At 35.6% G+C, this 12,636-nt stretch carries 7 protein-coding genes and 1 pseudogene; 4 read left to right on the forward strand and 4 right to left on the reverse strand.

Annotated features, from left to right (window positions below; genetic code table 11):
- Positions 1 to 315 precede the first annotated feature (315 nt).
- The 4 genes from B1NLA3E_RS03215 (at position 316) to B1NLA3E_RS03230 (ending at position 6,135) form a co-directional block, all read left to right on the forward strand.
- Positions 316 to 711 (forward strand): (deoxy)nucleoside triphosphate pyrophosphohydrolase, encoded by a 396-nt coding sequence (locus tag B1NLA3E_RS03215; protein WP_041580257.1) that lies wholly within the window; start codon positions 316 to 318, stop codon positions 709 to 711.
- A gap of 128 nt (positions 712 to 839) precedes the next feature.
- Positions 840 to 3,749: a DUF3427 domain-containing protein gene (locus tag B1NLA3E_RS03220; protein WP_041580876.1), complete on the forward strand. Its 2,910-nt coding sequence runs from the start codon at positions 840 to 842 to the stop codon at positions 3,747 to 3,749.
- 102 nt (positions 3,750 to 3,851) lie between these two features.
- Positions 3,852 to 4,157 carry a hypothetical protein gene (locus B1NLA3E_RS03225; protein WP_015592430.1) on the forward strand — a complete coding sequence of 102 codons (306 nt, stop codon included), beginning with the start codon at positions 3,852 to 3,854 and terminating at the stop codon, positions 4,155 to 4,157.
- 400 nt (positions 4,158 to 4,557) lie between these two features.
- Positions 4,558 to 6,135: a hypothetical protein gene (locus B1NLA3E_RS03230; protein ID WP_015592431.1), complete on the forward strand. Its 1,578-nt coding sequence runs from the start codon at positions 4,558 to 4,560 to the stop codon at positions 6,133 to 6,135.
- 28 nt (positions 6,136 to 6,163) lie between these two features.
- Here B1NLA3E_RS03230 and B1NLA3E_RS03235 read toward each other — a convergent pair.
- The 4 genes and pseudogenes from B1NLA3E_RS03235 to B1NLA3E_RS25935 form a co-directional block, all read right to left on the reverse strand.
- A protein-coding gene (locus B1NLA3E_RS03235) for an IS3 family transposase (RefSeq protein ID WP_144061419.1) occupies positions 6,164 to 7,284 on the reverse strand; the annotation gives its coding sequence in 2 pieces (ribosomal slippage) (positions 6,164 to 7,035 and positions 7,035 to 7,284; 1,122 coding nt in all).
- Between the two features lie 964 nt (positions 7,285 to 8,248).
- Complete coding sequence (locus B1NLA3E_RS03245) at positions 8,249 to 9,646, reverse strand: LLM class flavin-dependent oxidoreductase (RefSeq protein WP_041580258.1); 1,398 nt, start codon at positions 9,644 to 9,646, stop codon at positions 8,249 to 8,251.
- Between the two features lie 216 nt (positions 9,647 to 9,862).
- The gene (locus B1NLA3E_RS03250; RefSeq protein ID WP_015592435.1) at positions 9,863 to 11,047 is read right to left on the reverse strand and encodes an acyl-CoA dehydrogenase family protein; all 1,185 of its coding nucleotides are present in this window, start codon (positions 11,045 to 11,047) and stop codon (positions 9,863 to 9,865) included.
- Positions 11,048 to 11,222: 175 nt separating this feature from the next.
- A pseudogene (locus tag B1NLA3E_RS25935) lies at positions 11,223 to 12,461 on the reverse strand (APC family permease); the annotation flags it as partial.
- Positions 12,462 to 12,636 lie beyond the last annotated feature (175 nt).

Here is a 12,636-nt window from a genome sequence, read left to right on the forward strand (position 1 = left end):
AACATTGTGCAAAAAATCAACATTGAGCTTTAACACAGCCTTAAAATAAAACAGAATAAATGAAGGTGACTAACCGGGTATGGAATAAATAACCATTCCGAGGTAGTCACCTTTTGTAATTTTGGTTGGGGAATGGGAGTTTTTTTAGGCTAAAAATTTTTGGGGAGATCAACGAATCTAAAGTGTGGTCTCTTTTATTTTCATTTTTTTATGTCTGCTTCAAGGGACAATTAATCTATAATAGAAAGAACACCTCGTATTGAACTAAAGTTAAAAATCGAGGAATACATAGTGAAGTTTCTGCAGGAGGATGAAATGAAAAAGGATATTTATGTCGTTGGTGCGGTAATCATTGAAAACGGAAAAATCTTATGTGCACAAAGAGGTACAACGAAGTCGCTACCGCTAAAATGGGAATTTCCCGGTGGGAAAATAGAAAAAGGTGAATCACCTCAAGAAGCATTATTTCGTGAAATTAATGAAGAAATGCAATGTAAGATAGAAATAGGTGAACAGATCGATAAAACAGTGTATGAATATGATTTTGGTATTGTCCATTTGACTACCTTTTTCTGTCAGCTTATCGAAGGAAAGCCTATATTAACAGAGCATGAATCAATAAAATGGTTAGCACCAAATGAACTCACCACTTTAGATTGGGCACCTGCGGATATCCCAACTATAGAGAAATTGTCAAAAATATTACCATGAATTTACCCCTAGGAAGTCAAGCTACTCACTATATGTGAATAGCTTCTTTAATTTCAAAAAAAATTGCACTTGAATTCAGTGGGGATTACAATTGAGTCAACAAATAATTGGTAATGAATGGTGATCATATGCAAAATCTTATTCAGAATTTAGAAGCATCTTTACGAAAAGGATTTATTGATCAAAAGTACAGTACATCTGGAAATTATAAACCTAAGCTATTAGTCAATAACACGAAAAAAAATGAAAACGTATTAACTTCCTTATTGGAAGAGCTTGATAATAGTAAGTCATTTATTTTTTCAGTAGCCTTTATTACAGAGAGCGGACTCGCAACCCTTAAATCTCATTTTTTTGACCTGAATCAAAGAGGAATTAAGGGACGTATATTAACATCTACATTTTTAAACTTCAACCAACCAAAAGTATTTAAAGAACTTTTGAAGATAAAGAATGTTGAAGTAAGACTGACAGATTTAAAAGGGTTTCATTCTAAGGGATATATATTTAACCATGAAACTCATTATTCATTAATTGTTGGGAGTTCAAATCTAACTGCGCATGCCTTGAAAGTGAACTACGAGTGGAATGTTAAACTAACATCACATGAAAATGGGGAGATTGTTCATCATTTCAAAAATCAATTTGAAGAAGTTTGGAATAATTCACAGCCATTGTCTGAACAATGGATTCAGACTTATGAAAGTACATACACACCGATCGTAAACTCTAAAGTAATGGATCAGGTGATAGAGCTACCCACTCAATATCAAATCAATTCTATTAAAGATGCTTTAGAAATAGTTCCAAATAAGATGCAACAAGCTGCATTGCAAGAAATTCAAGCTGTTCGGGATGCCGGAAAAAATAAGGGATTGGTTATTTCAGCTACAGGGACAGGTAAAACTTATCTTTCAGCATTCGATGTCAGACGATTTGCTCCGAAGAGGATGTTATTTATTGTTCACCGAGAGCAAATTTTAAATAAAGCAAAATCAGATTTTAAGAGAGTGCTGGGCGGGATTGATGAAGAATTTGGAATTCTATCTGGTACGAACAAACAAACAGATGCTAAATACTTGTTTGCAACAATCCAGACCATTTCAAAAGCAGAAACTCTACATCAATTCAATCGTGAGGCATTTGATTATATATTAATAGATGAAGTCCATAAAGCAGGTGCCAAATCGTACCATAAAGTGATTGATTATTTCAGTCCCCAATTTTTTATGGGAATGACTGCAACCCCTGAACGGACCGATGATTTTAATATCTATGAACTATTTGATTACAATATTGCTTATGAAATTCGTCTCCAAGAGGCACTTGAAGAAGACATGCTCTGTCCGTTTCATTACTTTGGTGTGACTGATCTTGAATATAATGGAGAAACAATTGATGATACAACAGTCTTATCAAAGCTTGTTACCGATGAACGAGTAACCCATATCATTGACAAGATTCAATACTATGGGTTTTCAGGTGATAAAGTAAAAGGATTGATTTTTTGCAGTCGCAAGGAAGAAGCAAAAGAGCTTTCTTTTTTATTGAATCAAAACGGTTTCCGTACAATCGCATTGACTGGTGACAATTCACAAGAAGAAAGAGCATACCGCGTAAATCAATTAGAAAACGGCATGCTTGATTATATATTAACTGTGGATATTTTTAATGAAGGGATCGATATCCCAAGTATTAACCAAGTTGTTATGTTAAGACAAACACAATCAAGCATTATCTTCATCCAGCAGCTAGGGCGAGGACTGCGCAAACATGAGTTAAAAGATTTCGTTACAATCATTGACTTTATCGGGAATTATAAAAATAACTACTTAATTCCAATTGCTCTTTCGGGAGATAAATCGCAAAACAAAGATAATATACGTCGGCATACAAAAGATACCAGCTATATTAAAGGTGTCTCAACTATAAACTTTGAAGAAATAGCAAAAAAACATATTTTTAAAGCAATTAATGAAAGTAAATTAACTTCATTGAAAATCTTAAAAGAAGCATTTGTGGAGTTAAAAAATAAAATTGGGAGAGTCCCTTATTTACACGACTTTATGGTGAATCATTCTATAGATCCCGTTGTAATTGTAGACGAGCATAAGAATTACCATCAATTTTTATTAAAAATAAAAGAAAAAGTTCCTGCTTTAACAGACTATGAAAATCAAGTTTTGACAATGTTCTCAATAGAATTATTGAATGGAAAACGTAAACATGAAATAATTTTGTTAGATATGTTATTACAACAAGATAAAGTTGAATATAATGAGTTTCTCAGTCGATTGGTTGAGTTAAATTGTCAAATAGATGAAGCGACAATAAACTCAGTTAAACGAATTTTAGATTTATCATTTTTCACTGAAGGTACAAAGAATAAATATGGAGAGATACCAATTCTGACCTTAAATGGAGAAAATGATTTTACTTTTAATGATTCGATTCGTGAAAGTTTAAATGCAAATAGTTACTTCAAATTTATGGTGATGGACATTGTTCAATGTGCTAAAGAAAAAAGCATCCAATATCAAAGTTCTCATCCGCTTACGCTTTATGAAAAATATACAAGAAAAGATGCCTGCAAGCTCCTGAATTGGCATAATGACGAAAGCTCGACAATTTATGGCTACAAAACAAAACATCATACTTGTACGATATTTATTACCTACCATAAAAATGACGAAGTAGAGTCGAGTGTTAATTATGGTGATGAATTTCTTAATCAAGAAGTACTGAAATGGTATACAAGAAGTAAGAGAACATTAAATTCTGAAGAGGTTCAAAAAATTATCTATGCAGAGCAAAACAACATTGATATTCATTTATTTGTAAAGAAGGATGATGATGAAGGAAGCGACTTTTACTATATTGGTAAGGCCCAACCTGATCAGAGAAGTGTTAAACAGGATGAAATGGCAGACAAGAACGGTAAGAAAATCCCTGTTGTCCATATGAACATGGTCATGGAGCAATCAATTGAAAATACACTCTATCACTATATTATTAATGGAACAAATGGGAAAATATAGATAAGTTCCACTAGGGTTAACTTCAACAAATAACACGTTTAAGTGCCACCTTGAAATTAGATTAGTATTTTAATGGTTTCAAAATGGGAGAGGGCTGAAGAGATGGAACCAAGTTCAAGTAAAATGCCATTTTCCTGCAAGCTTCTGATTTTTTTGCAGCTGTTTTTAGGAGTTGGAGCTATTTTTGGTGGTAGTGTATTTGTCATTGAACCGAGCGGTGACTTGATAAACATGCCTATCTCGTTATTAGAACAAACGCCATTTAGCAATTTCCTCATCCCTGGGATCATATTACTTGTAGTATTGGGTATAATTCCTACAATCATTTCATTTGCCCTTATTAAAAAATGGGAATGGAATAAGGGGGTATTGAGTTGGGAATTAAACCAGTACTTTAGTTTCTACTAAATACTTAACTAAAATAATATATGTGTGACATTATTTTTAAAAAGAATAGTATAAAAACGTTGATTTATCAGTGTTTTTTTAAAAAAAGGAAGGCATTGTTTAATAGAATTTAATATAATATAAGGGCAGTGTGACAAGCCATAATTTGGATTAAGTGAATAAATATGATTGATGAAGTGAAAAGAGATAATTTATATTGTTTCTCTAGTGTTGAATAACTCATGACTACTTTTACTAAAAATATTAATAACTAAAATAATATATGTGTGACATTATTTTTAAAAAGAATAGTATAAAAACGTTGATTTATCAGTGCTTTTTTTAAAAAAGGAAGGCATTGTTTAATAGAATTTAATATAATATAAGGGCAGTGTGACAATGTTTGAAAATGGGTGATTAAGTGAGTAAATATGACAAGTATTTATCAGAAATATTTACTGATGATAATATTTATAAAACAGGTAATGAACTGAACCAAATTCTTCAGGAAAAATTTCAAATAACGACTTCTAATGCACGAAAGGTTATTTCTAGGGCATGGAGTAAGGGGACTATACAATCAAGTCATCCTATAACATTTGGAAATGGTCAGTATGTTTATTTTAAAAATAAGACTAGCTTAAGTATTAATGTTATTAAGGAAATAACTAAAAAGAACCGTCCCCCAGTTTATCATTTATTAAATTTACTAGATGCTAATGAAGGAATCATATCTTACTACGAGGGGTTAAAGATTACAGCATCCCCTTTGAGAAAAGAAAAAGAAAAGTCTAATACTCTGAATGAAATACTATATATGCTGGAGTATCTAGGGGTTGTTGAAACAAAAAATGATAGTGGCATTACATATATAATTTTATCAAGTGTTAGTAATAATTTTATTCCTTTAATGTCTCAACATAGAAATAATATGATTATGGATTGCTTCTTCATTCCAGATATACGAAATTGGTTAATAAAACATAATTTCATTGATAATAAATATATTGTGTATAGAAATCAAACTTCACCATCAAAAGGTGCAGAACATAATAATTATATTTGGGATGCTTTTGCTTATACAAATACAACTGGTTACAATACTATTTTAGGTAATAGTGTAGAACGTGATGAAAAAAAGACTTTAGTTGTGTTAGATATAGTTATACATAGAAGTTATATGTCATGTGATGTGCAAGGCTTTTTAAGAAGGGTTCAAGCTGTTCGTTCAAGTGCAACTACGGAAAGGAAAATACTTCCTATTGCTGTTTATCAAGAAATTTCTTCTCATGCATACAGTCAATTAAAATCATTAGGTTTTATTATGCTTAATTTAGGGTCAATATATGGAGAAAATATATACCCTATCATTCATAAAATTAAAGAAATTAAAAGTTTAATATTAAATGATTGGGGTACATCTGAAGAAATTGTAGAGAATGTGGATGCAACATTATCTGAAATGGAGAAGTCTGGACAATCAATTAATTTAGGAAATATGAAAGGTGATTTGTTTGAAGTATTGATGTATCCTTTAATAAAAATAATGCACCCATATGCTTCAATAGAACTAGGAAAGGTTCTAAAAAGAAAAGAAGATGATGGAACACATCGTGAATATGAATATGATGTTATTGTTCGTGATTTTCAAAATGAAGAAATTATTGTTTATGAATTTAAAGGTAGAAACTCTAATATTCAAATCCCATTAAAACCACATGATAAACCAAATACAGTTAAATGGTTTTTTAACACAACATTACCATTTGCTAGAGAAGTGTTACAAAAACAAAACTCATTTCCTGTGAAGGGTTGTTATATTACCACTGCTAGATTTTCAGCAGATGCTTTAAAAGTATTAAATAACATAAACACACATAAAAATGTTAAACCAGAAACTCACGATGTGTTTTATGATGGAGAAAAATTATTACAATTACTAGAAGAAAAAAGAGAAAAGCACATCATAGAAGTTCTTAAGAAGTATTACATTCATTAAGAATGAAAACTGGATTGTCAACACTTAACTAGACAATTTTCTTAAGGTCTGCATTTTTGTAATCAATCGGACTTACATAACCTAGTGTTCCATGAATTCGTATGTAATTAAACCAGTGGACATAGTCGTGTAATTCCCTTGTCAAATCTTCTAAACTATCAAAATGTCGTCCCTTAACGAACTCTGTTTTGATGATTTTGAACGTGGCCTCAGCTACGGCATTGTCATATGGGCAGCCCTTCATGCTTAAAGAACGTTGAATTTTAAACGCCTTTAAAGCGTCGTCAATCAGTTTATTTTTAAACTCATTTCCTCGATCAGTATGAAAGAGCTGGACCTTATTAAGATCCACCTTGATGGAGGCCAACGCACGATATACTAGTAATGCATCTTTGTTTGGTCCTGTGCTGCAGCCCACGATTTCCCGATTAAAAAGATCGACAAACACACATACATAATGCCATTTTTGATTGACTCTTACGTACGTTAAATCACTCACTATCGCTGTCATTTCTTCTTCCTGGTTAAACTCGCGGTTTAGTTCGTTCTTCTGTTTTGATTCATTACATGACATCGTGTGAGGTTTAAATTGAGCTACGGTGTAAGCAGAGACAAGGCCCTGCTCTTGCATAATTCGCCCAATTCGTCGTCTTGAAACGAGTAGATTACGTTTTTTTAATTCTACTTTGATTTTGTGAGTTCCATAATTTTGACGACTTGCGTGAAAAATATCGATCACTTCGGAGGTAATGTCATCCTCTTTTACCCTTACTTTCGCTTCATAATAATAGGTACTTCTGGGAAGTTGTAGGACCTTGCACATTGCTGAAATCGAGTATTTGTGTTGGTTATTTCGAATCACATTTACTTTCGTCCTAGTATCAGCGCTGCTTGCTTTAAAATATCGTTCTCCATCAGTAACTGCTTGTTTTCCTTCCGGAGTTTGTTCAGTTCAGTTTCTTCCGGTGTTTGATTGTCTTTTTCTTTGAATGATCCACTTGTCTGACTTTGACCCACCCACTTATCCAGTGATGAAGGGGTCAAGTCATATTCACGAATAATTTCTTGTCTTGACTTGCCGTTCAAATAAAGCTGAACCATCTGATTCTTGAATTCTTCTGTGAACTTTCTTCGTTCTCTTTTGGCCATAATAGATTCTCCTCAGTAATAGTATCTGTAGTCTACTTGACCTTAATATTTCTGTCCAGTTAACTGTAACCTATCCAAACATTAATATTATTGTGGTGTATCTTTATTGTTTTATAATCTAAATTATATATGATAACCTCTAAGTAAATTGTGCCAATAGCTTTATCTAATTGGGTTTTCACAATTCGACCTCTACCAAGAACACCCGAGTTTACGACGTTTGCAAAGCCTTTGTTTAACGTTTTTCTTTCTTGTTTTTTGCAATGGAGGAAAAACCTATTATGCTTGCTCCAAAAACTGCAATAACTCCTATAATAAGAAGACTCAATGACAAAGTTTTGTTCTGAATGAATAAAGAAAGTGAAGTTAGGATGGAACCCATACTTGCTAATATAGCTAAATTGGTAAATTTACTTTGAAGACCTTTTAATTCGTTGATATTAACCAACTCCTTTTTTTTGAATTTATACCATATTATACTACGGGATAATCGTTTTTCATTTTATAAAAAAAGGAATTTGAACAAAAGGGGTTGGAGTGTCTAATTATTTTTTTAGCCCTGTTGATTGGAGTGGAAGAGGTGAGACTCCTGCCCCGCGGAAAGCGAAGCGTCTGGAACGGAAATCAATAAATCTCATAAACAGATCAAATAAAAAACTGCAGGAAAGCTCGATTTTCATCGAGTTTGTCTACAGTCTGTAGTGGTCAACTTAATCAAGTTGACCACTTTTTAAGTTTAATTCATAAAGGGTAAAGACGAAATTGTTATATATATATATTATTAACTTGATGTCTATGAAGAGATAGTCCACTAGTGAGGCTAGGAACATATTAGGAACGCAAAAATGTGGTTTTTAATAATTTTCGTAAGAATATTTGTTTTTCTATTTTTTCAAACTTTGTTTTATATAGATTTCTATACGCATAAAAAAACGCTGCTTTAGTCAGGTGAAAAAAATTATTCTTAACTATTTTTCGGCGTTACGCTAGCTTTAATTTTTCGATAATGATGAGCTGTATGGCTTTCCGGCAAACGAGCTTGGCCTTTCCCATAGAGCTTTTCGCGGAGCGTTCCTTCCTCATACTCCGTTTTCAAAACACCCCGCCGTTGCAGTTCAGGAACTACGAGCTCAACGAAATCCTCAAAGGTTCCGGGGGTAATGGCATAAGCGAGGTTAAATCCATCGATATCTGTATCATCAATCCACTCCTCAAGCGAATCAGCAATTTGTTTCGGATTCCCGACAAGGATTGGGCCCATCCCGCCGATTCCGGCAAAATTGGCCAATTCTCTTACAGTCCATTTTTTCTGTGAACTTAATGTCGTCAATGATTCTAGCAATGATTTAATCGCATTGGTCTCAATATATTCAATTTCTTGGTCAGGGTCATATTTTGAAAAATCAACACCGGACCATCCGCTTACTAATGATAGGGCGCCTTCATAGCTTATGTAGCTGGCTAGTTCTTCATATTTTTCCCATGCTTCAGCTTCGGTACGACCAACGATTGGAGTTACCAGTGTGAATACCTTAATACTTTCAGGGTCTCTCCCCACCTCTGCTGTCTGCTTTCTTAAATCCTGAACATAATTTGAAACGGCCTCTTTGCTTGGTGCGGAAACAAAGGTGCATTCTGCGTGTTTGGCTGCAAATTTACGACCGGTTGAAGAAGCGCCAGCTTGATACAATACTGGTGTTCTTTGTGGAGAAGGCTCGCACAAATGAATCCCCGGTACATCAAAATATTTGCCATGATGTTGAATTTCGTGGACCTTAGTCGGATCAGTAAAAACTTTTTTATCCTTGTCCTTTACGACAGCATCATCTTCCCAGCTGCCTTCCCACAACTTATAGCAAACCTCTAAATACTCATCCGCGATATTGTACCTTTCCGAGTGGAGGAAGCGATCGCCAATTTCAATGTTTTTTGTGCCGCTTTCCAGATAAGAAGTGACAATATTCCAGCCTACGCGACCATTTGATAGGTGGTCAGCCGTCGACATTCTGCGCGCAAAGGTGTAGGGATGCTCAAATGTCGTTGAGGCAGTAATGCCAAATCCCAAATGCTTAGTCGCTCGAGCCATTGCCGAAACGAGGAGAATCGGGTCATTGACCGGAACCTGAGTCGCCTCACGGACAGTTACCGATTTATCTCCCCCATACACATCGTAAATACCGATTACATCGGCAATAAATACCCCATCAAAGCGGCCTCTTTCCAATAATTGTGCAAGCTCAACCCAATATTCAATATCGTTATAGCGATGAGATTGGTCTTCAGGGTGAACCCATAAACCCGGGGACTGATGAGCCACACAATTCATATCAAACGCATTTAAATAAATTCTCTTCTTCTGCAAACTATTTACCTCCTTGATTTTAGGTGAATTCTTTCTGCTTCCTTTAAAAAAAATAAAAAAGAGGCTCATATCAGTCCTTGTTCGGACCAATCCGAGCCTCCGGTTAACCAGTGGGCCTTATTGGTAAAAAGTAATAAATTTTTTCAAACAATGACAAACCCAATAAAACCAATCCGTCAAGTTTGTTTTCGGGCAGTTGAAGCGTCTGTGCGGCTATTATTCTCCACCCTCTTCGTAGAATTCCGATGGTAAGCCGACTAGGTTTTTTCCAATTATTTCCTTGGCTAGATTATTGGATGGGGATAAAGCAATGCCTGCACGGGCATCACGGTAGAGACGTTCAATTGGTCCCTTTTTGTAGCCGTACCCACCTGTTACATCCATTGCGATACCGGCTATTTTATTTGCTACTTGTGTCGCGTAGATTTTAAATTCCGCGGATTTGTACCACAAATCACCAAATGCTTTTCCCTCGGTGGCAAATTGATTGAATTTGTTGGCTAATTCCAATTGCCACGGTTTTAAACTGCTTATTAATATTTTTGCATCCGCCAACTGCTGTCTAATCACTTGATAATCAGCTAAACTCTTATTAAAATCACGATGAACGGTTCTCTTGACATGATCAACCGCCTTTGTCAGTGCTTCTTCAGCCACACCTATAAATGCGGAACCCATTCCCAACAGATAGAGAGGGTCAACCCCATTCAAGGCAATGTCGACTGCTTTGTTTTCATCCCATAATAAATCCTGCTTTTTCACCTTTACTCCTTCTAATTTCAATGGACCACTATGATTTCCGTGAACCCCTAAAGCTTCCCAAGGTCCCGCAGTAATTCCCGGTTGCTCACCATCTACAATGAAATAGCTTAAATCAGTTGGTTTTCTTGCACCCGGAGTTCGAGTCTGCAATATGTAAAATGCCGCTTGACCACCGCTAGTGGTAAAGGATTTCTCCAAATCCAAGATATAATCCACACCATCCCGTTTGGCTTCACTTAGACTAAACCAGGTGTGGCCGCCGGTAGCTTTTTCACTCATTGAATGAGTTCCAATCTTCCCTTTTCTAACATCTGGTAACCATCGTTCTTTTTGGTCTTCTGAACCATAATACACAATTGTTTGAGCAGCGCCGACATGCATGACATAAATCAAAGCGGTTGAAGGGCAGCCTTTAGCGATTTCTTCAGTAGCAATTGAAAAAGCTACATAATCAAGCCCAAGCCCATTATATTTTTCTGGAATAAGAATACTGTTCCAACCGGCTTCAGCCAATTGGTTCAAATTTTCACGAGGGAAGCTTCCATCCCTGTCAATCCCTTCAGCATTAGGGCGAATCACCTTATCTACCAACGATATTATTTCTTCACTATTCAAGTTCTTGGATTTTGTTTGTACCATGTTGATCCTCCTTATCATTACTCTTTATTAACCGTGACTTCAAAAGCTCCAATATTTGATGAAATAGACGATTTCTTTTTCAATTTAAACCATGAATAGATAAAACTAGCGATACACAAAAGCAGAATGCCCCAAGGAAAGTAGCTGACAGGCGCAGGCTGTCCTGGTTGAATCATCGCCCACAGGGGAACAAGAATACTGATTAAACCCAGAATGGGAAACAAATACTTTTTATGAAACGGCCATTTTTCTTTTTTATAAAAAATAACAGCGAGATTCAATAAACTATAGATGAGCAAAAGTGGAATGGTGCCAAGTGTTCCTAGATAACCAAATCCAGTGACCCATCCATTGCTTAGCAAACCGAATATAATGGCAACAAACAGTCCTGACCCGGATAAGAGTGTAAGTGACCCAATTGGAGTTCCCCATTTTGAAACTTTTGCTATTTTTCTATGAAATAAACCTTCACGGGCAGAATGAAAGGGAATCCTGGAGAAACCGTTTAAGCAGGCAATCGTCATGCCAAATATACTTGTAAAACCTGCAATTGTGGCCAATACAGAGAAACTGCCTAAATATTTATTCGCTAGTGCAATAAAGGGGTTTGAACTTTTGAGTAAGGCTTCCGCTTGATTAGAGAATCCCTGGATTATGCTGTAATTGATAAAAACATAAAAGACCGACATAATTGCGATACTTACGAGAACTGCACGAGCGGTATTTTTTTAGGATTTTTCGTTTCTTCAGCTAAAGCCACTGCATTTTCAAAGCCGATGAACAAATAGATTGCTAATGGAAAACCAAAACCTAATCCTGATAAACCTCCCTGAATCGAAGAGAAGGCAAAGGGCTTTAGAGATAATGGTGCTGGTGGATAAATTAAAACCAAAGTGGAAACAACGATGAGAACTCCAATCTCGATGATTAGCGCCAAAGTTGCAATTTTAGTAGAACGGTGGACCCCCATCACCGTCAGTGCCCATATAAAAACTCCCAAAACAATAGTGGGGTATATCCAGTGGATGTGAATCCCATATAATGCTAATGAGTCCGCTGTCCAACCTCCAAGTTCAATAAAGGCAGAACCGGCCAGAAAGATCGTTCCACCTAAAAAGATAAGGGAAGCCGCAGAACCTACCATATCACCAAATGTCATACTAATATATTTGATGAGTGATCCACTGCTTGGATGATTCTTTGAAAAATTCGTTAAGCTAAGTCCTACAAAAATGACCGCGATGGTTGCCAGCAAGAGGGTAAGCGGTGAACCGATTCCTGATGCGGCAAAAATTACCGGGAATCCATAATAGATTCCTGCTGCCGGCGCCATTTGTGCTAAGGAAGAGCTTATGCAATCGACAAGAGTTAGTTTTTTCTTTGGTTTAAGCTGAAATGCTGTATTTCCATTCATTTTTCTTCTCCTTTGATATGGGATAAAAAAAGCTCCTTTTCCCGCCTCCTTTAAAAAAAATAAAAAAAGGCTCACATCAGTCCATTATCGGACCGACACGAGCCTCCGGTTAACCAGTGGGCAATATTGATAAAAATGCAAGAAATTCCCTGTCTGTATCATAAACCTAATAAAA

Source organism: Bacillus sp. 1NLA3E (genome assembly GCF_000242895.2).
GTDB lineage: Bacteria > Bacillota > Bacilli > Bacillales > Cytobacillaceae > Bacillus_BU.

What these genes read in the sequence shown, in the direction of transcription:
- B1NLA3E_RS03215 (WP_041580257.1), top strand. Translation starts at nt 316, where the DNA reads ATGAAAAAGGATATTTATGTCGTTGGTGCGGTAATCATTGAAAACGGA.
- B1NLA3E_RS03220 (WP_041580876.1), top strand. Translation starts at nt 840, where the DNA reads ATGCAAAATCTTATTCAGAATTTAGAAGCATCTTTACGAAAAGGATTT.
- B1NLA3E_RS03225 (WP_015592430.1), top strand. Translation starts at nt 3,852, where the DNA reads ATGGAACCAAGTTCAAGTAAAATGCCATTTTCCTGCAAGCTTCTGATT.
- B1NLA3E_RS03250 (WP_015592435.1), bottom strand. Translation starts at nt 11,047, where the DNA reads ATGGTACAAACAAAATCCAAGAACTTGAATAGTGAAGAAATAATATCG.